Below are 23,900 nucleotides of genomic sequence, written 5' to 3'. Positions count from 1 at the left end.
CATGCTGTTCGGGCAATCCATATTCCAATCCGTTCTCGAACGGCTGAAAGAGGAAGAAGACGCGGCCGGCGAAATGGAAGAGCCGGTCAGCCATCGCGTTTCCGGCTTCAGCACCGGTCTCGCTTTCGATGTGATGGAAGGTGTATCGGCCTCTTCGCAGCGGGTCGGCCAAGCCTATTTCGACAATCTCGGCCCCGAGCCTGCACTCGAGGAGCCTCCCCCACCGGCGCCTGAGCCGGAACCGGTCATGCCGGATCATCTCGCCCGCATTGCACCGGAAGAGATTGCCGCAGAATTGTCGATTGCGGCCCATGATACGCTGCAGACGCTGAACGAGAAGCGGCGCGCCTTCGCCAAGGCCAATCATCCTGACGGCGTCGCCCAGCCATTCCGCGCCAATGCAAACAGGCGTATGATGATCGCCAATCTGCTGGTCGACGAGGCGCTGCGCCGGCTGGCGCGCTGACTATTCCGCCTTCTTCTCTTCGTCGGTTGCAGGCTTTTCCTCACCCTCGTCCTCGGATGCGGCAGGCGCTGCCGCTTCCGGCGGCTTCGGGTTGAAGGCCCAGATCAGCATATAGAAGGAATAGACGCCGGCGCCGCCCGCAAGCATGCCCCAGAAGGGATCGCCTGTCGTGAATTCGACGACTGCCCAGCCAAGGCATACCACGACAATAAGGATACGGACCCAGAGGTGCCGATAGGCCGAATGATTGGGATCGATAAGCTGCATCTCTGTCTCATTGTCGCATTGACCCGTCTCACTCTTGTGATGACCCGTCTCACTCTGGTGATGACGCCGCCTCACTCTTGTGATGACCACACTTGTCTTTAGGATGGATTTCACAAATGTGAAAGGGCCGCGGGCTTGACGCGGCGCCAGGAAAATGGAATGAAAATTCTAAACTTATATCAATTCGGTTTATTTGTTCCGAATCCAGGGAGGCAGTAATGACAGTGAGATTTGGTCTTCTCGGCACCGGCCGCATCGGCAAGGTCCATGCGAAAGCCGTCAGCGCCGACGCCAATGCAAAGCTCGTGGCCGTCGCCGACGCCTTCCCGCAGGCTGCCGATGCGATCGCGTCCGCCTATGGCTGTGAAGTGCGCAGCATCGAAGCGATCGAGGCCGCCAAGGATATCGACGCCGTCGTCATCTGCACGCCGACCGATACGCATGCCGACCTGATCGAGCGTTTCGCCCGTGCCGGCAAGGCGATCTTCTGCGAAAAGCCCATCGATCTCGACGTTGCCCGCGTCAAGGCCTGCATCAAGGTTGTCGAAGAGACCGGCGCCAAGCTGATGGTCGGCTTCAATCGCCGCTTCGACCCGCATTTCATGGCGGTCCGCAAGGCCATCGACGACGGCAAGATCGGCGATGTCGAGATGGTGACGATCACCTCGCGCGATCCCGGCGCCCCGCCGGTCGATTACATCAAGCGTTCCGGCGGCATCTTCCGCGACATGACGATCCACGATTTCGACATGGCCCGCTTCCTGCTCGGCGAAGAGCCGGTCTCGGTCGTCGCGACCGCAGCCGTCCTCGTCGACAAGGCGATCGGCGAAGCCGGCGATTACGACAGCGTCTCGGTCATCCTGCAGACGGCTTCCGGCAAGCAAGCCGTCATCTCCAATTCCCGCCGTGCCACCTATGGCTACGACCAGCGCATCGAAGCGCACGGTTCCAAGGGCGTCGTCTCGGCCGAAAACCAGCGCCCGGTCTCGATCGAAATCGCCAATGGCGACGGTTATACCCGCCCGCCGCTGCACGATTTCTTCATGACCCGGTACACGGAAGCCTATGCCAACGAGATCGCCAGCTTCATCTCGGCGATCGAAAAGGGTTCGAAGATMACGCCGTCAGGCGCCGATGGCCTGGCAGCGCTGGCGCTTGCCGACGCGGCCGTCCAGTCCGTCAAGGAAGGCAAGCTCATCAGGATCGGCTGACCGCCCTCTCCCGACGGTCGCCATTATGAGATGGCCGGGCTCTCGCCCGGCCATTTCTCGTTTGATGACATGCGGGCGGACCTGAAAAGGCCCCTCCCCAACCCCTCCCCGCAGGTGGGAGGGGCTTAAACTGCCGCACCCGTTTTCCACATTCTCAACGCTTCGGGAAGGACAAGGCGGCGCTCTGGGTTAGCCCCTCCCCCTTGTGGGGAGGGGTTGGGGAGGGGTTCCCCGGTACAGCCACATCCTCAATCCCCACCCTGGCCTCCCGCCACCACAATATCTTCATCAATCACAGCAAGCGCCCGGTTGAGATGTCCCTCGAAGACGAGGTTCTGCTCGTCGGCCGCGACCCTCAGCTCCGGCATGCCCTCCATGCGCACCACATGGGATTGGCCGAGCCCCTCCTCGATCCCCTGCCGCAGCAGATCGTAATAGCGGGTGCCGACCCCGGTGATGGCAATCGGCATGCGCTCCGTCAGGCTCAGCATGCGCGACAATCCGTTGCCGAGTGCCAACCCCGCCTGCCGGAAGGCAAAGCCCGAGATGCGGTGGCCCTGCCGCGCCTTGGCCGCGATCTTGTCGAGTTCGGCCAGCGGCACGAACTTTGCCGGGATCGTGTCGAGCGGCACTTCGAAGGCGGTGCGCAGGATGGCATAGAAGCCGGCATAGGCCTCGATGCAGCCGCGCGTGCCGCAGCGGCAAAGCCCGCCATTGGCCATATGCAGCATGTGCCCGAAATTGGGCGCCGAGACGTCATGCCCGCCATGGCTCGTCCGCCGGACTATACCAAGCCCGATGCTGTGCCCGAGCGAAAGGGCAGCCAGCGAGCGGAAATCCGCGCCTTTGACATTCTCCTCATGGGCGCCGAGTGCGGCGGCCACCAGCAGCGTCTCGTTGTCGAGGATGATCTTTGCCTGCCATTCCGGCCTGAGCGCCGATTCGAAATCGATCTGGTCGCTTCCGAAGATCGGCGACCAGACGAGAACCGGCTCGGAGGAATTGACCAGACCCTTGCTGCTGATCGAAATGAGCAGCACCTTCTGCTGTTCGATCCGCGAGCGGGCGAGGATGCGCAAAAGCCCCTCCCGCACCGAATTCGTGAAGCGGGAAGCCCCATCAGGATCATGCGACCTTTGCTCGCTGAAGCGGTCGATCAGCTTGCCGGCGTAATCGACCAGCGAATATTGCACCGCATCCGAGGATATGATGACGACGATGAGATAGCCGCAGTCCCGCCGCTGGCGCAAAAGCACGCGCGGCCGCCCGCGTCCGCTGGCGGGCTGCTGCTCGGATTTTTCGATGATCTGCGCCTTTTCGAGATCGGCGGTGATCGCAGAAATCGTCGCGGAGGACAGCCGCGTGAACTCGGATATTTCAGTGTGAGCAAGCGGCCCGTGGCGGCGGAGAGTGGCGAGCACAAGCACGCTGTTTCTCTGCCGTACGAGCTCCGTGCTCGATTTGGTCAGCATCTATCGCCGCCTCTTCCCCGTTCGTTCCGCCCCTTATTGCCACAGCATCTCCAGCCCCCTCCAGTCAAAGGAAATAAGCCGGTAGTGCGGTGTTGACAGTTGAAAAAATCTCTGACACTAAATTTCTCGACTGTCGAGAAAAAAATCCGAACCTTTCTGGACAGGCTTTCGCGGTGGCCGGAGGAGGCTAAGGCTGGGCCGGCTGCAATTCACTCGGGAGGACATTATGAAGTCTCTTTATAAGCTGATGGCCGGGGCGGCCATTCTCGTTTCCGTACACTCGGCTGCCATGGCTGCCGATCTCGTCGTTGGCGTTTCCTGGTCGAATTTCCAGGAAGAGCGTTGGAAGACCGACGAAGCTGCGATCAAGAAGGCTCTCGAAGCCAAGGGCGCAAAATACATTTCCGCTGACGCTCAGTCTTCGGCCGCAAAGCAGCTGACCGACGTCGAATCGCTGATCTCCCAGGGCGCAAACGCCCTCATCATTCTCGCTCAGGACTCCGATGCAATCGGCCCGGCTGTCGAAAAGGCTGCCAGCGAAGGTATCCCGGTCGTCGGTTACGACCGCCTGATCGAAAACCCGTCTGCCTTCTACATCACCTTCGACAACAAGGAAGTCGGCCGCCTGCAGGCTCAGGAAGTCTTCAAGGCAAAGCCGGAAGGCAACTACGTCTTCATCAAGGGCTCGTCTTCCGATCCGAACGCAGACTTCCTGTTTGCCGGCCAGATGGAAGTCGTCAAGGCTGCGATCGACGCTGGCAAGATCAAGAACGTCGGCGAAGCCTATACCGACGGCTGGCTKCCGCAGAACGCGCAGCGCAACATGGAACAGTTCCTGACTGCCAACAACAACAAGGTTGATGCCGTTGTCGCTTCGAACGACGGTACGGCCGGTGGCGCAGTTGCTGCTCTCGACGCCCAGGGCCTCGCCGGCACCGTTCCGGTTTCCGGTCAGGACGCCGACAAGGCTGCTCTCAACCGCATCGCTTTGGGCACGCAGACGGTTTCCGTCTGGAAGGACAGCCGTGAGCTTGGCAAGCGCGCTGCCGAAATCGCTCTCGATCTCGCCGGCGGCACTGCGCTGGACAAGGTTGCAGGCGTGCAGACCTTCGAAGGCGGCCCGAAGAAGGTGAAGATGCAGTCCATCTTCCTGACCCCGCTCGCCATCACCAAGGACAACCTGAACGTCGTCATCGACGCCGGCTGGATCTCCAAGGCTGAAGCTTGCCAGGGTGTCAAGGCCGGCTCCGTCAAGGCTTGCGAATAATCCTCGCTCGCTGATTTGAATACCGGCGCCGCAGCGGCCTTCCGCTGCGGCGCCGGATGCGGCTGAAGCCCATTCGGTGGTGCTTCTCCGTTCTCGCGCACATCGCGGATGCTTCGATTCCCTGCCAGAATAGTGCCGTTGTGATCGGCTATTTTCGGAAGCGTCCCGGTGGTCATATCCAGAACAGGGCGATCGTCGGCCAGCTATCCCACCAGGAGCAGGCCTGCGCCCAAACAATGGGGGAAACGGCAAACCCATGGCAGACATTACCCAATCGACCTCATCCGGCCCGCGCACGACAGTTGAAGGCCCCTTCACGCGCTTCCTGCGGGCAACGGAAATAGACACCCGGCTTCTCGGCATGATCGGCGCATTGCTGGTCATCTGGGTCGGCTTCCACTTCTATACCGGCGGCCTGTTCCTGACGCCCCGAAACCTCTGGAACCTCTCCGTCCAGACGACCGAAATCGCGGTTCTCGCGACCGGTATGGTTCTGGTCATCGTCACCCGCAACATCGACCTGTCGATCGGCTCGATCCTTGGCTTCGTCGCCATGATCATGGGCGTGGTCCAGGCGAAGTTCCTGCCGCAATATCTGGGCTTCGACAATTCCTTCACCTGGGTGATCACGCTGATCTGCGGCCTGCTCGTCGGCTCGGCCATCGGCATGTTCCAGGGCGTCATCATCGCCTTCATGGGCGTGCCCTCCTTCATCGTCACCCTTGGCGGCTTCCTCGCCTGGCGCGGCCTTGCCTGGTATGTCACGAGCGGCCAGACGGTCGCGCCCCTCGACACCACCTTCCGCATCATGGGCGGCGGTGCCGAAGGCGCGATCGGCGCCACCTGGAGCTGGATCATCGGCGTCGTCGCCTGTCTGCTGATCGTCGTCTCGATCGTCGGCTCGCGTCACCAGCGCCGGCGCTTCAACTTCCCGCGCCGCCCGCTCTGGGCCGAATATGTCCTCGGCGTCCTCGGCTGTGCCATGGTGCTCGGCGCGATCTGGGTCTCGACGATCTATTACTGGCCGGTCGCCATCGCCAAGCGCTATGCCGAGGCCAACAGCATCGCCTGGCCGGAAACCGGCCTGATGATCCCCTACGGCATTGCCGTGCCGGTGCTGATCGCCATCCTCGTCGGCATCGTCATGACCTTCATCGCCACGCGTCTGCGCTTCGGCCGCTATGTCTTCGCCATCGGCGGCAACCCGGAAGCGGCCGAACTCGCCGGCATCAAGACCCGCTGGGTGACCGTGCGCATCTTCGCGCTGATGGGCTTCCTCGCAGCGGTCGCCGCCGCCATCTCGACGGCCCGCCTCAACGCCGCCGCCAACTCGCAGGGMACGACCTACGAACTCTATACGATCGCCGCAGCCGTCATCGGCGGCACGTCTCTGGCAGGCGGCACCGGCACGATTGCCGGCGCCATGCTCGGCGCGCTCGTCATGCAGTCGCTTCAGTCGGGCATGGGTCTCGCCAATGTCGATACGCCCATCCAGAACGTCGTCGTCGGCGCGGTGCTCGTCATTGCCGTCTGGCTCGACACTGTCTATCGCTCCCGTGCGAAGTAAGAGGAGTACGAACCATGGCTGAACAACGCTCTCCCCTTGTCGAACTGAAAAACATTTCGATCTCCTTCGGCGGTATCCACGCGGTCGACAATGCCTCGGTCGATCTCTATCCCGGCGAAGTCGTGGCCCTTCTCGGCCATAACGGCGCCGGCAAATCGACGCTGATCAAGATCCTCTCCGGCGCCTACAAGCGTGATTCGGGCGAGATCCTGATCGACGGCGAGCCGGCCGACATCCGCAATCCGCGCGATGCCAAGAAGTTCGGCATCGAGACGATCTACCAGACGCTCGCCGTCGCCGATAATGTCGACGCCGCMGCCAACCTCTATCTCGGCCGCGAGCTGAAGACCCGCTGGGGCACGCTCGACGACGTCGCGATGGAACATTCCGCCCGCGAGGTGATGGGCCGCCTGAACCCCAACTTCAAGCGCTTCAAGGAGCCGGTCAAGGCACTCTCCGGCGGCCAGCGCCAGTCCGTAGCGATTGCCCGCGCCATCCTGTTCAACGCCCGCATCCTCATCATGGACGAGCCGACGGCAGCGCTCGGGCCCCAGGAAACGGCGCAGGTGGGCGAGCTCATCAAGCAGCTCAAGAAGGAAGGCATCGGCATCTTCCTGATCAGCCACGATATCCACGACGTCTTCGACCTCGCGGACCGTGTCTCGGTGATGAAAAACGGCCAGGTCGTCGGCCACGCCCGTACCGAAGATGTCACCAAGGACGAAGTCCTCGGCATGATCATCCTCGGCAAGGTGCCCCCGAAGGCCATCCCCGGCCCTGGCGCCATGCAGGTCTGATCGATCGATTGCTCCACAAGCCAACTCCGCCGCCCCAAAGGCCCGGCGGAGTTTTCATTTCGGCAACAGCTTGGCCGGAAATCGCTTTAAAACCCAAGTCGCAGATTTTCCGTGAACTTCGCGATTGAAGCAGAGCCAAAGCTAGGCTAAGAACCACCCATCGGACGACGATTCATTTCGTCAGGCATGCACCCGTAGCTCAGCTGGATAGAGTGTTGGATTCCGATTCCAAAGGTCACAGGTTCGAATCCTGTCGGGTGCGCCATTTTTCGTTTCGCTCTATCCATTAGCCCGGCAAAACGCCTCAAACTCACGCGCCGGTGCCGTGCGGTGGCGCTCCTTGTGCCGCAGGAGCGTGAACCGACGAGGCGGGAGTTCGACCTCGACAGCGCGCAACTGGCCGTTCTGGATGAATGGCGTGACAATCGCCTCTGATAGGGCAGTCACACATGCGCCACTGCGCACAGCGGAGAGCACGGCCTCGTTGGACGGAAGGACGAGGGCCACGTCGAGGGACGAAGGCGAGACGCCTATCGCTCGCAGCGCTTCCTCGAGGACGGATCGCGTGCCCGACCCGGATTCCCGCAAGATCCAGCGCTGAGATCCGAGATTCTCCCGATCGATCTCGTTGGCGTTCTCCAATCCGGCGACCAGAACCAGGCGGTCGTCGGCGATTGCGGTTGCCGCCAGAGCGGGCTCGTCCCGGGTACCCTCAATGAATCCCAGTTCGGCATCGCCCGCAATGACGGCGGCTGCCACCTTCGCCGTGTTCTCGATCGTCAGATTGACGCTTATGCCCGGATAGGCCTGCGAGAACTTCAGGAGAAGCGGCGGAAGCCAATAGTTCGCGATTGTCTGGCTGGCGTGGATATCCAGGTCGCCGGTCTTCAGGCCACCGAGTTCGGAGAGGACRGCCGCCGTCATCTTCACGCGGGCGAGCGTCTCCTTCGCATCCTGCAGAAGCACCCTTCCCTCCCGCGTCAGCTGAATGCCCCTTCCGACCCGGTCGAACAGCGTCACGCTGTAGAAATTCTCCAGCGCCTTGATCGAAGCGCTGACGGCGGAGGGCGTGAGGCGAAGGGCTGCGGCGGCCTGGGTCAGGTGCTCGCGCTCGGCCACGGCGACAAAGATTGATAGCTGCTCAAGAGTCATGCGGAATCATTCTGTTCAGACGAATGAAATGTCAAATATTATTCGATAGAACAAAACAGAGTGGAAGCTTAACCTTCAAATGCCCATCGCATTGGAGGAAACATGTCGTCCKTTCCAAGATTTGTAGAAATTATTCCCGGGACGCTGCTTGCAGTGGCAATCACAGTGGCGTCTCAAGGCATAGTGGCCGGAGAAAAGGCTGCAACGGGTGCCGAGCTTCTGGACGGGCTCGTGATCGCGATCATTCTGGGCACCGTCTTCCACACGGCCTTCGGGCTGTCTCCCGTCCTGAAAGCGGGCGTCTCCTTCTCCAGCAAGATCTTGCTGGAGGTTGCGATCGTACTTCTCGGAGCATCGGCAAGCCTGGCGACCGTCGTCAGTGCCGGATCGACCATGATCCTCGTCGTCGTTGCAACCGTGCTGGCGTCCCTCATGATCAGCTACAGCATCTGCAGGCTGCTCGGCCTCCACGACGGTCTGGCGACCCTGGTAGCCTGCGGCAATTCGATCTGCGGCAACTCGGCGATCGTGGCGGCTGCCCCCGTGATCGGAGCGCGGTCCGACGACGTTGCCGCATCGATCGCCTTCACGGCCGCGCTCGGCATCGTTGTCGTTCTCGTCCTCCCGCCCCTGTTCTCCGCGACCCATCTTACCGAATGGCAATATGGTGTGGTTGCCGGCATGACGGTCTATGCTGTCCCGCAGGTGCTTGCCGCCACAGCTCCCATCGGCGCTGTCAGCGTACAGATCGGAACTCTGGTCAAGCTCATGCGGGTTCTGATGCTCGGCCCCGTCGTCCTGCTTTTGCGGTTGAAGAAGGGAGCAGGCGACGCAGCGCCCCTCTCGCTCACCCACCTCGTCCCGTGGTTCATCCTCGGTTTCTTCGCAATGATGATCCTCCGCTCTCTTGACCTGATCCCGGACGACCTGGTCGGGGCGGCGAAGACAGGCTCGACCTATCTCACCATCGTTTCAATGGCCGCACTCGGCCTTTCGGTGAACATGCGGACCGTTTTCTCCTCGGGGGGCCGGGTTCTTCTTGCAGGCGTGCTTTCGATGCTCGCGCTCGGCTCGATGAGCCTCGCCGGACTTCTCCTCCTTCACGCAAACTGACGGCTCCCGGTCGTTCTCGGCGGCGATCACGTTTGAGCGGCATTTCTCGCTTGAGACAAACCAAAGCGATGATCCCACTGCCGACTTCACTGCCCTGCTTATCAGGACGCTGCTGATACGCGACCCGCTAGCCGATTGAGGGCAGCGCAAGCGGTGCGATGCGGCGGTCACCTCTTCTGGCAGGCAACCGGTTTCATCGAACGCATGCCCCGTTCCGCATAAACCACCTCCCCTGGCACACCCCTTGCTTCGTTAACAATACGCCATCCCATCGGGAGTATTGTGTCATGGAATGGGACACCCCAATCGAATTCGATCCCGTGATCCTGATACTTCACAATCCGGACAGGCTCCTGTCCGTCCGAACGGCGATTGGAGCCGCCAACGCGCTCATGAAGGAATTCCCCTGCGATGACGGGGAGGAATTTCTTGCGGCGATCAGGATCTGTATCGATGTCGTCAATGGCAACGCTGACCCTTGGGAATTGAGAGCGGCGATTATTCGCGCTGCAGAGGAGGCTGGGATTAYCGCCATCGCCGTATTGCACTGAGCCGGCCGTTTCTTGACCTGGCAGGATGCGGCGTGTGGAAGCCACGGAGCGGGAAACCGCCCCTCGCCGGCCCTCGCTTTCGCGGCAATGGCGGCCTCATACCGGGCCCGTGTAATCACCGCAATTCCGCTGCACATTTCGTAGGAGTATTTCCTTAATAAAATCAGCGGCTTAAAATCGACGATTACAGAATTACGAGATTACGGCGTGTTTCTGTTTCTCATGGAAATATGCGAACGGCAGCTCGTAACATCAGTCTTCTTCTCCGCCTGTGTTTCGCATTGTCTTCGTAATTGCGTAATCACAGCCATAGATAATTGAAATTATTACCGAAATAAGATTACGACATCTGCGCAGGAATGCGTAACMGCTGTCAGCAATTCCGCGAACCGGCTCACAAAAAAGCCGCTCCGAAGGGCGGCTTCCTGCACTCACGGAGCACATTCTAGAAAATCGCGTCTCGCCTTCGCAGGCCATGCTCGAACTCGATGCGACCATCGACCCATCTTGCCCAGGGCAGGCCGTCCTCATCGCCACGAACATAAACGCGCACGGTGCGCCCGCCGCGATTGACCGGCTTCGAGTCCGGTTTGAACCCCAGTCCGACAAGCGCCCTCTGCAGGTTCTTGTGCCAGCCGGCCGGCAAGCGGCTTGCATCCTCGCTTCCGCCGGTCAAGAGCTTGCGCATGTCCGCGCAGGTCAGCCTCATGTCGCCGGGAGGGATCAGGTCGCGGATGATCTCGTAGGTGGGGCCGAAATCCATCACGCCCTGGTGCAGGGTTTCAAGGTCGGCCCGCAATGCCGGGTCATCCAGCCACAGCGGCTCGCGCTCGTAGATCGTCATGACTTCGGCCCAGACCTGCGCGCGGTCGGCCCGGATGGCCGCGATATCGATCGCGGTGGGCCTGACCGGCCACCAGCGGCGATTGCCCGTCGTGTCCGTCAGGAACTCGTCGGCATTCGTCGTGGCGTAGAACACGAACTGGCGCGGCACGTCGTCGACCCTCTGCTTATACGCCCCGCGCGCGCTATCTATGCGAACCGTGATGAACTTCCTGATCGTATCGATCTCCCGGTTCGACCGGCCGGCAAGCTCCGCAAGCTCGACAAGCCAGCGCCCGCGCGTGTTCTCGATCACTTCGCGCGCGCCGTCGCCCACCGTCACGCCGTCGGTCACCCATTCCTCGATCGGAACGAGCGCCCGGCCGAACGACGATTTTCCGAGGCCCTGCTTGCCCTGCAGGGTCAGCACGTGATCGAACTGGCACCCTGGCTGAAAGACGCGTCTGGCGAGCGCTGAGAGCCATTTGCGCGAAAAGGCACGGTTCAGGGGCGTGTCATCAGCGCCGAGATGAGAGGTCAGGAAAGTGTCGACGCGCCTCCTTCCATCCCATGCCGGCAGCGATGACAGCCAGCCTTTCACAGGGTGATAGGGATGCCGCCCGGCGACCTTGTCGATAACGGGATTGATATTGGAAACCCTCGGCGTCAGGCCGAACCCTTCCAGCCATTCGACCGCTTCTGCAAGGTCGTTGTTTCCGACGGGACGAGGCTTCCAGTCGCCCTGTCGCAAATCCCATGGCGGGCGGGCAAGCAACATCGTTTGGCCGCTGAATTCATCAAGGGCGAGCATTCCGCATGCGTCGGGGTGGTGCTCCAGCATCACGGTCCAATTGAGCGTGAGGCCCGGATGGGGATTGCCCTTGTCATTCGTCTTGAGCATGGCGAGCCAGTCGCGCGGCGACGCATGTGCAGTCACAGGTGGCATGAGATTTTCCGCGTGGGATGTGGGGTTTCCCCCTTCTCCCCAGCGGGGAGAAGGGCCCCGAAGGGCGGATGAGGGGCTCCGGGCAAGAGGCTAACCACAGGAGAATCTCTTCCCTCTCAGCCCATCCGGAAACGAAACGTCAGTAATGTTCGACTGCGTCATCCGTCGGCATCCGTGGCCCCCTCATCCGACCCTTCGGGCCACCTTCTCCCCGCTGGGGAGAAGGTGACGTCGCGCCTTGCGCAACCTGCCACACATTCACCAATCCACCCCTCGACCTGCCCTTCCACCCAGCCGACAGCCCGCTTGCCGATCTTCACCGGCTGCGGAAACCGCCCGTCGGCAATCATCGCATAGAGGGTGGAGGTGGGAAGGCCCGTCCTGTTCTGAACCTCCGGGCGGCGGAGAATCCTTGATGTCATCGACCGTTTCCTTCTGGAATGCTTCGGACCTCCCCAGAGCTATTTGGAAACGGTTGGGATGTTGACATGAGCATCGCCGATGCATTGCCCCGGCGCAGTTTCTGCGACCTCACGGGAAAATTGATCTTTTGTCGCGCCCGGATTCCAGACGATGCAGAAACGGCAGATTATTCGGGATAGGCCTCCGCGCCCTCCAGCGCCGCCTTGTGGAAGAGGATGAAGACCAGGGGGTTGCCGGGCTCGGACATTGCATCGCTGCGCTGGCCCGTTATCTCTCCGGCCACGCCGCTTGTATATTCCGCCACCACTTCGCCGAAGCTGTTGCGCTGGATGGCGACCTTCTGTCCGGGTTCGACCTTGTCGTTGAGCTTGACCAGATGTTCGACGATCCCGCCCTGGGTTGCCAGGATCGGGAACGCGCTGTTGCCGACGAAGACATTCACGTCCTTGCCTGTCCGGCCCATCGGCCCGGCAACGATGCCGTGATTCTTGAGGACGTTCATCGTGCCTTCGACGAAGAGCGAGATCATCTCGATGTCCAGAACGCGGGCAGCGCCGATCTCCGGCGTGAAGGAGGGGATGCCCACGTCCATGAACGCGTTGTGCAGGACACCGGGATAGACATGGTTGTCGAAGATCTGGCCGACGGGATAGAGCTCCACCATTGCCTTGACCTCGGGCACATCCATGCCGCCAATATTGAATGCGGTGACTTCGAACCCGGTTGTTCCGGTGTGGAAGTCGATCGCGAAATCGGCGTTCGGCCGCAGCAGCCGGTTGAACAGAAGCCCGGCATGTCGGCTGGGCGCGGAGGCGCCGTTCTCGTTCCCCGGCCATTCCCGGTTCATATCGATCAGATCGACGCCCCTGCCCTGATTGGGCCACCTGCGCTGCATGCTTTCAAGGGCCGGGCGGGATATGTCGGTGACCGCCATGACCGTGCCCGACATCTGCGCCGGATCGAGCTGGTTCATCACGGTCTGGACAGTGTGAATGTTGCTCATTTCGTCGCCATGCACACCGCTGGTCAGGATACCGCGCTTGCCAGGCTTTGCCCCCTTGGCGACCGTCACGGACACGTACCAGTACTGCCCCGTGGGCATCTGCGCGCCCTGAAAATACAGGAAGTGCTTCTGCCCGGGCTCCAGGTCGTCGACGTCGAGCGCGCTGACGACCTTTTTGCCCTGGATGACATCGCCGGTATAGACCGTTCCCGATGCCGGTCGGGCAGCGGGTGTCGCGGCCTCCTGGGCTTTTGCGGCACCGGCGCTGACCGCGAGGGCAGCCGATGCGCCGACCGTGGCGATCGATGCGATCAAGAGATCGCGGCGATCGATGCCATTCTTCGATTTGTCCGACATGATGGAGGCCCTTTGTGATTTGAAAATCTACTTCACAACAACGGCATGTACATCGACCGCGAGAATCCCGCGCAACTTCAATCTAGGGTATGCTGCCGAGCTGGCAAGGTCGCCTAATCTCCGCAAACCTGTGCCGGGCTCCGGATGGAACGCCGGCGCTCTAATGCGCAGTATAGGCCCCATCCACCAGGTAGTGAGCTCCTGTAATGAAGCTTGCTTGTTCAGACAGGAGGAAGCAAACGAGATTTGCAACTTCGTCAGGCGTGCCACGCCTTCCCATTGGCTGGAGCGCTGCCATCCGGCGCGTGCTCGCTGCCTCCAGATGCTCCGACAGGAGGGGCGTATCGATCCAGCCGGGACCGACAGCATTGACCCGAATCCCGAATCTCGCATATTCGATCGCGGCAACTTTCGTCAGCCCGACCAGCCCGTGCTTGGCGGCGGTATAGGCTGCCGCGGTCGGCAGCCCCACGGACCCGAGGGCGGAAGACATGTTGACGATTGCCCCCCCGCCCAGTTTCAACATCGCGCCGATCTCGCATTTCGTGCAGTAGAAGACGCTGTTCAGATTGACGTTCATCAACCTGTGCCAGTCATCAAGCGGGTAATCTGCGACCGCTGCACGAACGCCGTCCACCCCGGCATTGTTGACGGCGAGATCCAGACCACCGCATTCCTCGACGGCAAATTGGACAAGCTTCTGCACGCCTTCGAAGTCGGTCACATCGACGACAAAGGGACGAGCCTGTCCGCCGTCCGATCGAATTGCCGCTGCAACCGCGTGAGCGCCATCGGCATTGCAATCGGCAACGATGACCTCGGCACCCTCGTGAGCGAGCTGCCGGGAAACCGCCGCTCCAATTCCGGAGCCTGCGCCCGTCACGATCGCGACTTTTCCTTCAAGGCAAAGTTTCATCGTTCTGTCCATTCCGATATGCTAATACTCCTGCAAAACGAATACCTGATGCAAGGAGTTTCATGGATGACTAAAATGCATGCTATTGCAAGTTGCGCAGCTTGTCCGCCTGGCAAGCACATAGTTCCACAGAAACGAATGTCCCGGCCAAAATCGGCACGCCGTTAATCGCGAATCATCGAATCTGACTGAACTCTTTGGCAGGTGGAAATGGACGAACGGGCAGATGTCACACGCCGAGGCCTCGTTTTGGGTGGCCTGGCTCTGATGCTTTATGGATGCAGTACGACATCGGATGGCCCGCCGCTGGGCTACCGGGTTTTGGGAAGGGACCCCGATGCCGATCCCCGCTATCGCCGGCAGGAAGTGGCCTATGACGGAAACGAACCGCCCGGCACCATCGTCGTCGATACGGGTGCACGCTATCTCTATTTCGTGGAGGACGGCGGCGTTGCCACGCGCTATGGCGTCGCCGTTGGGGAGGAAGGCTTAAGCTTCAAGGGCGAAGCCTCGATCGGCCGCAAGGCGGAGTGGCCCTCGTGGAAGCCCACCGACGACATGATCGAGCGCAAGCCGCGGCTCGCCCAATATGCCGATGGCGTGCCGGGAGGACCAGACAACCCGCTCGGGGCTGCGGCCCTTTACCTCTACCAGGGCGGCCAGGACACGCTCTTCCGGCTGCACGGAACCAACGCGCCCTGGTCAATCGGTCAAGCGGTGTCGAACGGCTGCATCCGCCTGACCAATGCAAACATCGTCGACCTCTACTCCCGCACCCGGGTGGGAACGCGTGTAGTCGTCATTTAAAGCATGTCGCGCAAAAGTGCGCCGCGGTTTTGCGATAACGACATGCGAAAACGAAAGCCTGAAGCGTGGCGAGCGGACCTGACGGATCACGACATGCTTCAGAGCGCCGTGCGTCCATTCGGACGCACAAAGGACGCTCTGAGTTTCTTGCTTGCGCATCAGGCTTTCCGAAAATCGATTCCGATTTTCGGGCCGATGCTTGAGTGCCGTTTACCATGTGAAATTGCGGGGTTGGCCACACCGGTAAGTATCTGCTAATGTAGATTCGTTGCACATTGCATCACTCCCGCACTGTCCAAGGTGCCGATTATCGTCAAACTTTGAGGTGCAGTCTTTCAGGCCTGCACCAGGATGAGGAGAGGACTTAATGAGCAGAATTTTATTCGTGATCCTCGCAGTGCTTGCGGTGGCCAATCTGAGTGCCTGCGGGTCGATTGGCAAAGGCAAGGGGAAAGCTCCACCGCCTGCAGCAACGGCCGTCTACAAGTAAAATTCGCATAACACTTAGGAAGGGCTCGACAGGCCCTTCCTCTCTCTGACATCCTCAAACGGCCAGGATTGATCCCGCCTGCCATTCTGGCGCAGAAACGGCGCATCAACCGGCATCAGGCCCGCATTCGCAGGAGCCTGCACATGGAGCGTGTTGATGGCGCTTGGAAGAAGCCGCTTGTGCTTGGTCGCTATTTTGGCGGTTGTGGTATCATCGTGTCAGTCAGAAGACAAAGCCCCCCAGCCACGTTATACATCCGATGCCCGTGACCTGAAAAAACCGGCCACGACTCAAGAACAAGCGGGACGGCGTTTTATCGAGTTCCGCTCGCGTTATGCGCTGACCTACGGCCACACCTATGTCGTCTTCGGCAGCGCCGACAAGAACGGCAGAATGAACAGTCCCGAGGTTGCGGGACTTGCCCCGGCTTCGGAAGATGCCGCTCCCTATGTGATCGGCCACTTCATTCCCGTCCCCGCCACGACAGGCGCGACGGATGGCGACCTCGAGGAGCAATACCGCTCGGCAAGCTGGCGCGTGATGCTTACGGACGCCGAATATGACGACACGGTCGCCTATATTCGCAAGCTCCAGGCGCGCAGCCGTCTATGGGAGGCGACCGTTTACAATTGCAACGCCTTCGTGGCCGATATCGCCAAACATATGGGTTATAAGACGCCTGGCATCTGGCTTCGTCCGCAGCAATTCATTACAAATCTGCGGGAGATGAATACGGGTTGATAGAAAAGCAGGGCGATCCCGGAAAACGGATCGTGGAAAGGTTCTGGTGCCGATTTGAACTTGTCAGTTCACACCATTGGCGAGATCGTCTGGGTCCTCGGAATTGTCGCATGGTACATCATTCGGTACCCGTTTGAGCGCCGCGGCAAACGCGTGCCCGTCGTCAGCAGCCGGCGGAGCGTTTCGGAGAAGATAGCCCTTGCGGCGGCTCTCGCGGGGCTGGCGATCGTGCCGGGATTTTACGTCGCGACAGGCATCCCGAAAGCTGCCGACTACCCTGCCCACCTGTGGGCGGTCGTGCTGGGAGCGGCCACCTTCTGCCTCGCAATGTGGGTCTTTCGCAGAACCCACAAGCAGCTGGGGAAAAACTGGTCCATCACGCTGGAAATCCGCCAGAAGCACGAATTGATCTGCGCCGGGCCCTACGCGCTCGTGCGCCACCCCATGTACACCTCCTTCATGCTGATGGGGCTTGCGCAGGCTTTCCTGCTGTCGAACTGGGTGGCGGGTCTTGCGGGCCTTGTCGGTTTCGCGGTGCTGTTCTTCCTGCGGGTGGACAAGGAAGAGCGTATGATGCTGGACGTTTTCGGCCCTCAGTATCGCACCTATATGGACAAAACCAAGCGGATCATTCCTTATCTCTACTAAAGCAATTCCAGCAAAAGCGTGTAACGGTTTTGCGTCCGGAATTGCGTGAAAACAGGGAGATAGAGCGTCCTTTGTGCGTCCGAATGGACGCGCGGCGCTCTAGGGGAGGCACGATGAAGGGACGAACAATAAGGCTTTCGCCGGCAAGGCGACTTGTCGGAGATCTCATGCGATTTTCGATCGGCATCCCGCGCGTCACCGTGCAGCGGCAGATGAATATCCACCCGCTGCTGGATGCCCGAAGCGCCTGCGATCCGCGCCCGTCATGGACCGTGCTGTTCCTGAAAGGCTATGCGCTGCTCTCGAAGGAGACCCCGGATCTCCGGCGCGCCTATATCAAATTCCCGTTTCATCAGCTCTACGAATATCCTGAAAGCGTGGCCTCCATCGCCCATGAGCGCGAGCATGAGGGCGAGCGGATCGTTCTCCTGAGCAAGATAAAGGGGCCGGAACAGCGCCCCATTCCCGAGCTGGAAAAGCTGATCCGCGAAGCCCGCTCGCTGCCGATCGGCGATATCAAGGACTTCCGGCGTTCGCTCAAACTTGCCCGCGCGCCTGCCCTGCTCCGCTGGTCCACGATGTGGCTCGGGCTCAACCTGGCAAAACGGCGCRGGCATTATTTCGGCACGTTCCAGCTCTCGGTCTATTCCGGCCTCGGCGCCGAATCCTTGAATCCGCTGACGCCGCTCACCACGCTGCTGAATTACGGCCCGATCGATGCGGACGGCACGGTCACCGTGCGCATCCACTATGACCACCGCGTCATGGATGGCGCCAGCATTGCTCGGGCATTGGAGCGGTTCGAAAAGATCCTGAACGGCGAGGTCACCGACGAGGTCAGGGCGCTGCCGCAGGCGGGAAAGCCCGCCGGCATATCGATTGCGGGACTTGCCCCATGAGCGAAAGCGCCGAGCTGCGCATGGCTGTCGTCGTTCTCGGTGCGTCCCGCGGCATCGGGCGGGCCATTGCCAGGGTCGCGGCGCGCGAGGGCAATATCGTGGTGCTCGTGGCACGCTCCCCCCAAGACCTCGCGGCTGCCGCAACGGAGATTACGCAGGCCGGCGGAGAAACCTTCACGATCGAACTCGACCTCGCCTCTGCGGATGCATCGTCGCGCCTGGAATCCTATCTCGCCGAGAATGGACTGGCCTGCAGCGTTCTGGTCAACAGCGCCGGCTACGGGCTGCGCGGCGCGGCAACCACCCTGCCCGCCGATGAGCAGCTCGGGATCATCGACGTCAACATCCGCGCACTCGCCGACATGACCCTGCGCTTCCTGCCGGGCATGGTGGCGCGCCGCAGCGGCGGCGTCATCAATCTCGGCTCCGTCGCCGGTTTCGCGCCCGGCCCCTACATGGCCTTCTATTACGCCAGCAAGAATTTCGTGCGCGCCTTCTCGACCGCCCTTCATGAGGAGGTGCGCCGCTTCGGTGTGACGGTAACCTGCGTCGCCCCCGGCCCTGTCTCGACCGACTTCCTTGAAAAATCCGGCGCCAACCGGGCCGCCCTCTTCAAGGTTCTGCCAAAGCTCGATGCCGATTATGTGGCCGAGCAGGCATGGCAGGGTTTCAAGTCCGGCCGCCGCCTCGTCATTCCCGGCATCTCCTCGAAGCTCGCCGCCTTCATTGCGAGAATCTTGCCCTCCGCGGTGGCCCTGCGCCTGATCGGCCGGGCTCAGCGCCGCAAAAGGGATCCGAGCCCCCATCGGCCAGAGACGAGCGCTACGGCAAGAGACGAGCACTACGGCACTGGCCCCTAAACCGGAATCGGCTTCGGAAAGCCCGATGCGTAGGCTCTGGGAGTTAAGGCGTCCTTCGTGCCTGCAGCTGGACGTGCAGCGCTTCAGCTGAGGCTGCAACGCCCGGGATCATTGCTGGTCGGTGCGGTGCGCGAAAACCTGCTTCGAACCATCCGGCTGATCGGCCTGCGGTGCCTCGAGCCTGATCCGCAGCCACCAGTTCGCACTCAGGCGCGGCGCCGTCAGCTGTCCATCATGAGGAGCTGGTTTCACCACCTCGTTCTGAATGCGATTGCCTTTTCCGGGCGCAATATCGTCAGCGCAAGCCATGGTCAAAGGAACAGCAAGAGCCGCGCTCGCGAGGAGCGCTCTCCAGGCATGTCTTGCAGCGCTTGGCATGACGGGCCGGTTTCTCATCAGCCCATTCAGCCAGAATATTAGACTTTACGGAAGTACGAAACGGTAAATGCGCCGGCAGTAAACGTAAATATACTGACGGTTCGCGCCCGAAACCGTCATACACATCAGGGTGGGCTCGGCAAGATAAACATTCATTCGATTGACTGAAAGTTTCGTTTGGGTTATAAATGAGACATGACTGATGAACAAACCCAACCGAACCGCGCCGAAATCACCCGGGAAAAGCTGCTGTCGGCGGCGCTCGATGTCTTCGGCCGTTATGGCTTCGACGGCACCTCGACGCGCCAGCTCAGCGAAGCCGCAGGCGTCAACCTGCAGGCCATTCCCTATTATTTCGGCGGCAAGGAAGGCCTCTATGTCGCAACCGCGGAATATCTGGTCTCGCGCATCGAGCACCATGTCGGCGGAATGCGGCAGCGGATCGGTGCCAGGCTTATGGAACTGGCTGCTGCCGGAGAGGCACTGAGCGAAGAGGAAGCGCGGCTTTTCCTGACGGATATGGGCACCACCATGGTCAGCCTTTTCGTCAGCAAGGAATCCGAGCCCTGGGCGCGTTTCATCATCCGCGAACAGATGGAGCCGACCGAGGCCTTCGCCCGTGTCTATCAGGGCCTCATGCGCCCGATGATCGAGATGGCGAGCCGGATGATCGGCACGATCCTGCAGGAAGACCCGGCCAGCGAGCATGTGCGGCTGCGCACCCTCGCCTTCGTCGGCAACATCATGGTCTTCCGCGTCGCCCACGCGGCCGTTCTCGCCCAGATGGAGTGGCAGTCGGTCGGGTCAGAACAACTCCAGACCCTGCGCAACCTCGTTGCAGAGCTTGTCGGCCAATTGCATCAGCCGAAAGGAAATACCCGATGAGACGGATCCTCCCCCTTGCCATCCTCATTCTCGTTGCGGCGGGCGCTGCCGCCTGGTGGTACGGCCTGCCCCAGAAGCTCGGCTGGCTGCCGGAACGATCAGGAGAGTTCACGCTCTATGGCAATGTCGATATCCGGCAGGTTTCCCTCGGCTTCCGTGTCAATGGCCGGCTTGCCTCGCTCGCCGTCGATGAGGGCGACATGATCAGGAGCGGCGATGTGCTCGGCAAACTCGACACCGCGCCTTACGAGGCTGCCGTTGCCTCCGCCGAGGCCGACGTCGCTGCCCTGCAGGCGATGCTCGACAAGCTCAGAGCCGGCCCGCGGCCGACGGAAATTGCCCAGGCCAGCGCCTCCTATGACGAGAGCCTCGCAGCGCTCAGAAACGCCAATATTGCCTATGACCGCGCTCGCCAGCTGCGCCCGCAGGGCACGATCTCCGAAGCCAATCTCGACACGGCGACGGCCAATCGCTCGATGGCGGCCGCGCGTGCCGACTCCGCCAATCAGGCCCTGAAACTGCTGCAGGAAGGCACCCGCGTGGAAGATATCTCCGCTGCCGAGGCGCAGTTGAAGGCCGCCCAATCGGCGCTGGTCTCCGCCCGTATCTCGCTTGCCGATGCCGAACTGCTTGCGCCGAATGACGGTGTCATCCTTTCCCGTGTGCGGGAACCCGGCGCCATCGTCTCGCCGGCCGATACCGTCTATGTCCTGTCGCTGACGCAGCCGGTCTGGGTGCGCAGCTATGTGGCCGAAGGCGATCTCGGCCGCCTGCAGCCCGGCATGAAGGTTCAGGTGACCTCGGATACGCATCCGGACAAGCCCTATGAAGGCACTGTAGGATTCATCTCGCCGGTCGCCGAATTCACGCCGAAATCGGTCGAGACGCCCGAGCTTCGCACCGATCTCGTCTATCGCCTGCGCATCGTCATCGACAAGCCCGGCCCGGATCTGCGCCAGGGCATGCCTGTTACCGTGCACTTTCCCGCGCCGGCCGCGCAATGACCTCCTCCCCGCAAACGGATGAGGCGCTGGTCCGGCTTGCCGATGTCACCAAGCGCTTCGGCGATGCCCCGCCGGCGCTGGATGCCGTCTCCGGCGAAGTGAAGGGCGGCGCCATCACCGGCCTCGTCGGCCCCGATGGCGCCGGCAAGACGACGCTGATCCGGCTGATGACCGGCCTCATGCTGCCGGAGAGCGGCACGGTCGAGGTGCTGGGCTTCGATACCGCCAGGAACCCGGCGGCCATCCAGGCCTCGATCGGCTACATGCCGCAGCGCTTCGGCCTCTATGAGGACCTCTCGGTTCAGGAGAATCTCGATCTCTATGCCGATCTGCGCGGCCTGCCCAAGGCCGAGCGCGCCGCCTCCTTCGAGGAACTTCTGACCTTCACCGACCTGAAGCGCTTCACGACACGGCTCGCCGGCAAGCTTTCGGGCGGCATGAAGCAGAAACTCGGCCTTGCCTGCGCGCTCTTGAAAAAGCCACGCCTGCTGCTGCTCGACGAGCCCGGCGTCGGCGTCGATCCGATCTCGCGGCGCGATCTCTGGAAGATGGTCGAGAACCTGACGCAGGAAGGCATCGGCGTGCTCTGGTCGACGGCCTATCTGGATGAGGCCGAAGCCTGCGACCATGTGCTGCTGCTCAACCAGGGCAAGCTGCTCTTTTCCGGCAAGCCGCATGATCTGACGGACCGAGTCGAGGATCGCGTCTTCAAGGTTTCGGGTGTCACCGGCCGCAGGCGGCAGGTGCTGGCCGAACTCTTGCAGACGAAAGGCGTCATCGACGGTGTCATCCAGGGCGATGCCATCCGCCTCGTCACCGGCAAGGACGAGACGCCCGACATCGGCGGCGCCGGCAACGGGGCGAAGCTGACACCCACCCCTGCCCGCTTCGAGGACGCCTTTGTCGACATGCTGGGCGGCGGCCCTGGCGGGCGCTCGAAACTCGCAGAAGCGCAGAAATCACCCAGCGAAACCGGCGACCGCCCCGTCATCGAGGCCCGCGGCCTGACCAAGCGTTTCGGGGATTTCACCGCCGCCGACAAGATCACCTTCGATATAAGCCGCGGCGAGATCTTCGGCCTGCTCGGGCCGAACGGCGCCRGCAAATCCACCACCTTCAAGATGCTCTGCGGCCTCTTGAAACCAACAGAGGGAGAAGGCCGCGTCGCCGGCTTCGACCTGCGCAAGGATGCCGCCGAAGCCCGCAACCAGCTCGGCTACATGGCGCAGAAATTCTCGCTTTACGGCGATCTCACTGTGATGCAGAACCTCGAATTCTTCGCCGGCGTCTATGGCCTCTCAGGCAGCCGCCGGCGCGAGCGCATCGAGCTGATGACCGAGATATTCGATTTCGGCCGCCATGCGCGCCATTCGGCCAAGGACCTGCCGCTCGGCCTGAAACAGCGCCTGGCCCTTGCCTGCGCCGTCATGCACGAGCCGCGCGCCCTGTTCCTCGATGAGCCGACGTCAGGCGTCGATCCGATTACCCGGCGCGAATTCTGGACCCATATCAATGCGCTCGTCGAAAAGGGCGTCACTGTTCTGGTGACGACGCATTTCATGGACGAGGCCGAATATTGCGACCGCATCTCGCTGATCTATCGCGGCCGGTCGATTGCGCTCGGTTCGCCCGACGAGTTGAAGGCGCGTGTCGCGTCAAAGGAACGGCCTGACCCGACGATGGAGGACGCCTTCATCGCGCTGGTACAGGAATCCGAAACGGAGGAAGCCGCATGAGCACCTCCTCCCGCATCCGCCGTTTCACAGCCCTCGTGCGCAAGGAAAGCTATCAGGCGATCCGCGACCCCAGCACCATTCTCATCGCCTTCGTGCTGCCTCTGATCCTGCTCTTCCTCTTCGGCTATGGTGTGTCGCTGGATACGACGCGCACCCGCATCGGCCTGGTGCTGGAACAGGCGACACCGCTGACGCAGGATCTTTCGGCAAGCTTCCAGGCCTCCCGCTATTTCTCCGTCACAGTCGGGCGCGACCAGCGCATGTTCCATGACGATCTCGTGCTCGGCAAGGTGCGCGGCATTGTCGTGATCCCGGCGGATTTCGCGACGGACTATGCCGCGGGCAGGCGACCGCAGATCCAGGTTCTCGTCGATGGCTCCKACCCGAACACCGCCAATTTCGTCCAGAACTACGCGCAGGGCGCCGTCGCCAACTGGGAGCGCCAGCGCCAGTCAGAAACGGTGGCATCAGGTCCGCCCATCTCCATCGAGCAGCGCTTCTGGTTCAATCCGGAGCTGACGAGCCGCAATTTCCTCGTCCCCGGCTCCATCGCCATCGTCATGACGCTGGTCGGCACCCTTCTGACCTCGCTCGTCGTCGCCCGCGAATGGGAGCGCGGCACGATGGAAGCGATGATGGCCACACCGGTGACGGCGGCTGAACTGCTGGCCGGCAAGATCCTGCCCTATTTCCTGCTCGGCCTCGCCTCCATGACGCTCTGCGTGCTGCTCGCCGTCTTCCTCTTCGAYGTGCCCTTCCGCGGCTCGGTTTTCGCCCTTTATGGGCTGTCGGCCGCCTTCCTGATACCGGCGCTCGGCCAGGGCCTGCTGATCTCCACGGCAACCAAGAACCAGTTCCTCGCCTCGCAGATCGCGCTGATCACGGCCTTCCTGCCGGCGTTCCTGCTGTCGGGCTTCCTCTTCGAGATCAACTCCATGCCCCAGATCATCCAGTGGATCACCATCATCGTGCCCGCCCGCTACCTGATCCCCAGCCTGCAGACGGTGTTCCTCGCCGGCGATATCTGGCCGATGTTTGCCCGCTCCATTGCCGTCATGCTCGTCATCGGCGGCATCATGTTTGTGCTGGCGGCCCGCAGCACCAGGAAGAGGATCGGCTGAG

Annotated in this window: 25 protein-coding genes and 1 tRNA gene; 18 read left to right on the top strand and 8 right to left on the bottom strand. The window is 61.6% G+C overall.

Annotated features, from left to right (window positions below; genetic code table 11):
* Position 1 precedes the first annotated feature (1 nt).
* A complete protein-coding gene (locus AC1DNW_RS22985; RefSeq protein ID WP_113311790.1) occupies positions 2–466 on the top strand; it encodes a hypothetical protein in 465 nt (154 codons plus the stop codon).
* Here AC1DNW_RS22985 and AC1DNW_RS22980 read toward each other — a convergent pair whose 3' ends face one another.
* Complete coding sequence (locus tag AC1DNW_RS22980) at positions 467–733, bottom strand: hypothetical protein (RefSeq protein WP_113297440.1); 267 nt, start codon at positions 731–733, stop codon at positions 467–469.
* 218 nt (positions 734–951) lie between these two features.
* Between AC1DNW_RS22980 and iolG the strand changes: the two genes are divergently transcribed.
* Positions 952–1,944 (top strand): inositol 2-dehydrogenase, encoded by a 993-nt coding sequence (gene iolG, locus AC1DNW_RS22975; protein ID WP_477854461.1) that lies wholly within the window; start codon positions 952–954, stop codon positions 1,942–1,944.
* Positions 1,945–2,192: 248 nt separating this feature from the next.
* On the opposite strand, the gene AC1DNW_RS22970 is transcribed toward iolG, so the two are convergent.
* Positions 2,193–3,416, bottom strand: coding sequence for an ROK family transcriptional regulator (locus AC1DNW_RS22970; protein ID WP_113312297.1), 1,224 nt, complete (start codon positions 3,414–3,416; stop codon positions 2,193–2,195).
* Between the two features lie 226 nt (positions 3,417–3,642).
* On the opposite strand from AC1DNW_RS22970, the gene xylF reads away from it, so the two are divergent.
* The 4 genes from xylF to AC1DNW_RS22950 all read left to right on the top strand — a co-directional run bounded on the left by xylF (position 3,643) and on the right by AC1DNW_RS22950 (position 7,312).
* Positions 3,643–4,683 carry a D-xylose ABC transporter substrate-binding protein gene (gene xylF / locus AC1DNW_RS22965; protein ID WP_113298951.1) on the top strand — a complete coding sequence of 347 codons (1,041 nt, stop codon included), beginning with the start codon at positions 3,643–3,645 and terminating at the stop codon, positions 4,681–4,683.
* A gap of 256 nt (positions 4,684–4,939) precedes the next feature.
* Complete coding sequence (locus AC1DNW_RS22960) at positions 4,940–6,250, top strand: sugar ABC transporter permease (RefSeq protein WP_115034260.1); 1,311 nt, start codon at positions 4,940–4,942, stop codon at positions 6,248–6,250.
* Positions 6,251–6,264: 14 nt separating this feature from the next.
* Positions 6,265–7,047, top strand: a complete 783-nt coding sequence (locus tag AC1DNW_RS22955; RefSeq protein WP_113298949.1) for a sugar ABC transporter ATP-binding protein — start codon at positions 6,265–6,267, stop codon at positions 7,045–7,047.
* 188 nt (positions 7,048–7,235) lie between these two features.
* Positions 7,236–7,312 (top strand) — tRNA-Arg (locus AC1DNW_RS22950).
* 14 nt (positions 7,313–7,326) lie between these two features.
* Here AC1DNW_RS22950 and AC1DNW_RS22945 read toward each other — a convergent pair.
* Entirely contained in the window at positions 7,327–8,199 is an 873-nt protein-coding gene (locus AC1DNW_RS22945; RefSeq protein ID WP_113310791.1) for a LysR family transcriptional regulator, read from the bottom strand.
* A gap of 102 nt (positions 8,200–8,301) precedes the next feature.
* Here AC1DNW_RS22945 and AC1DNW_RS22940 point away from each other — a divergent pair, with 102 nt between their 5' ends.
* Together AC1DNW_RS22940 and AC1DNW_RS22935 are read left to right on the top strand one after the other, a co-directional pair.
* The gene (locus AC1DNW_RS22940) at positions 8,302–9,312 is read left to right on the top strand and encodes a YeiH family protein (RefSeq protein WP_477854460.1); all 1,011 of its coding nucleotides are present in this window, start codon (positions 8,302–8,304) and stop codon (positions 9,310–9,312) included.
* A 287-nt stretch (positions 9,313–9,599) separates the two neighbouring features.
* Positions 9,600–9,863 (top strand): DUF982 domain-containing protein, encoded by a 264-nt coding sequence (locus tag AC1DNW_RS22935; RefSeq protein WP_477854459.1) that lies wholly within the window; start codon positions 9,600–9,602, stop codon positions 9,861–9,863.
* Positions 9,864–10,308: 445 nt separating this feature from the next.
* Here the strand turns inward: AC1DNW_RS22935 and AC1DNW_RS22930 are convergent, their stop codons facing one another.
* The 4 genes from AC1DNW_RS22930 to AC1DNW_RS22915 all read right to left on the bottom strand — a co-directional run bounded on the left by AC1DNW_RS22930 (position 10,309) and on the right by AC1DNW_RS22915 (position 14,330).
* Positions 10,309–11,631 (bottom strand): virulence-associated E family protein, encoded by a 1,323-nt coding sequence (locus AC1DNW_RS22930; RefSeq protein WP_113310789.1) that lies wholly within the window; start codon positions 11,629–11,631, stop codon positions 10,309–10,311.
* Between the two features lie 158 nt (positions 11,632–11,789).
* On the bottom strand, positions 11,790–12,053 hold the full coding sequence (locus AC1DNW_RS22925; RefSeq protein WP_477854458.1) for a helix-turn-helix transcriptional regulator: 264 nt from the start codon (positions 12,051–12,053) through the stop codon (positions 11,790–11,792).
* A 167-nt stretch (positions 12,054–12,220) separates the two neighbouring features.
* Positions 12,221–13,414, bottom strand: a complete 1,194-nt coding sequence (locus AC1DNW_RS22920; RefSeq protein ID WP_113312311.1) for a succinylglutamate desuccinylase/aspartoacylase family protein — start codon at positions 13,412–13,414, stop codon at positions 12,221–12,223.
* Between the two features lie 160 nt (positions 13,415–13,574).
* A complete protein-coding gene (locus AC1DNW_RS22915) occupies positions 13,575–14,330 on the bottom strand; it encodes a 3-oxoacyl-ACP reductase FabG (RefSeq protein WP_113298954.1) in 756 nt (251 codons plus the stop codon).
* 210 nt (positions 14,331–14,540) lie between these two features.
* On the opposite strand from AC1DNW_RS22915, the gene AC1DNW_RS22910 reads away from it, so the two are divergent.
* The 6 genes from AC1DNW_RS22910 to AC1DNW_RS22885 all read left to right on the top strand — a co-directional run bounded on the left by AC1DNW_RS22910 (position 14,541) and on the right by AC1DNW_RS22885 (position 18,775).
* Positions 14,541–15,137: a L,D-transpeptidase gene (locus tag AC1DNW_RS22910; protein ID WP_113298942.1), complete on the top strand. Its 597-nt coding sequence runs from the start codon at positions 14,541–14,543 to the stop codon at positions 15,135–15,137.
* Positions 15,138–15,504: 367 nt separating this feature from the next.
* Positions 15,505–15,627, top strand: a complete 123-nt coding sequence (locus tag AC1DNW_RS22905) for an ABC transporter (protein WP_113298940.1) — start codon at positions 15,505–15,507, stop codon at positions 15,625–15,627.
* 156 nt (positions 15,628–15,783) lie between these two features.
* Positions 15,784–16,368 (top strand): hypothetical protein, encoded by a 585-nt coding sequence (locus AC1DNW_RS22900; protein WP_113298939.1) that lies wholly within the window; start codon positions 15,784–15,786, stop codon positions 16,366–16,368.
* 60 nt (positions 16,369–16,428) lie between these two features.
* Entirely contained in the window at positions 16,429–17,016 is a 588-nt protein-coding gene (locus tag AC1DNW_RS22895) for a protein-S-isoprenylcysteine O-methyltransferase (protein WP_113309125.1), read from the top strand.
* A 113-nt stretch (positions 17,017–17,129) separates the two neighbouring features.
* Positions 17,130–17,915, top strand: coding sequence for a hypothetical protein (locus tag AC1DNW_RS22890; protein WP_477854457.1), 786 nt, complete (start codon positions 17,130–17,132; stop codon positions 17,913–17,915).
* Positions 17,912–18,775: an SDR family NAD(P)-dependent oxidoreductase gene (locus tag AC1DNW_RS22885; protein ID WP_113309120.1), complete on the top strand. Its 864-nt coding sequence runs from the start codon at positions 17,912–17,914 to the stop codon at positions 18,773–18,775. The genes AC1DNW_RS22890 and AC1DNW_RS22885 overlap by 4 nt, the downstream gene beginning before the upstream one ends.
* A 108-nt stretch (positions 18,776–18,883) precedes the next feature.
* On the opposite strand, the gene AC1DNW_RS22880 is transcribed toward AC1DNW_RS22885, so the two are convergent.
* On the bottom strand, positions 18,884–19,027 hold the full coding sequence (locus AC1DNW_RS22880; protein ID WP_162747593.1) for a hypothetical protein: 144 nt from the start codon (positions 19,025–19,027) through the stop codon (positions 18,884–18,886).
* 321 nt (positions 19,028–19,348) lie between these two features.
* On the opposite strand from AC1DNW_RS22880, the gene AC1DNW_RS22875 reads away from it, so the two are divergent.
* Genes AC1DNW_RS22875 through AC1DNW_RS22860 form a run of 4 tightly spaced genes read left to right on the top strand, consistent with a single transcriptional unit; the run spans position 19,349 to position 23,899 of the window.
* On the top strand, positions 19,349–20,038 hold the full coding sequence (locus AC1DNW_RS22875; protein WP_113298935.1) for a CerR family C-terminal domain-containing protein: 690 nt from the start codon (positions 19,349–19,351) through the stop codon (positions 20,036–20,038).
* Positions 20,035–21,042 carry a secretion protein HlyD gene (gene hlyD, locus AC1DNW_RS22870; protein ID WP_113309122.1) on the top strand — a complete coding sequence of 336 codons (1,008 nt, stop codon included), beginning with the start codon at positions 20,035–20,037 and terminating at the stop codon, positions 21,040–21,042. Before AC1DNW_RS22875 ends, hlyD begins: the two co-directional genes overlap by 4 nt.
* On the top strand, positions 21,039–22,778 hold the full coding sequence (locus tag AC1DNW_RS22865) for an ATP-binding cassette domain-containing protein (RefSeq protein ID WP_477854456.1): 1,740 nt from the start codon (positions 21,039–21,041) through the stop codon (positions 22,776–22,778). Before hlyD ends, AC1DNW_RS22865 begins: the two co-directional genes overlap by 4 nt.
* A complete protein-coding gene (locus tag AC1DNW_RS22860) occupies positions 22,775–23,899 on the top strand; it encodes an ABC transporter permease (protein ID WP_477854455.1) in 1,125 nt (374 codons plus the stop codon). Before AC1DNW_RS22865 ends, AC1DNW_RS22860 begins: the two co-directional genes overlap by 4 nt.
* Position 23,900: the final 1 nt, after the last annotated feature.

The organism is Rhizobium sp. 05L429, from assembly GCF_056397645.1.
This window is presented reverse-complemented; position numbering and strand designations above follow the sequence as displayed.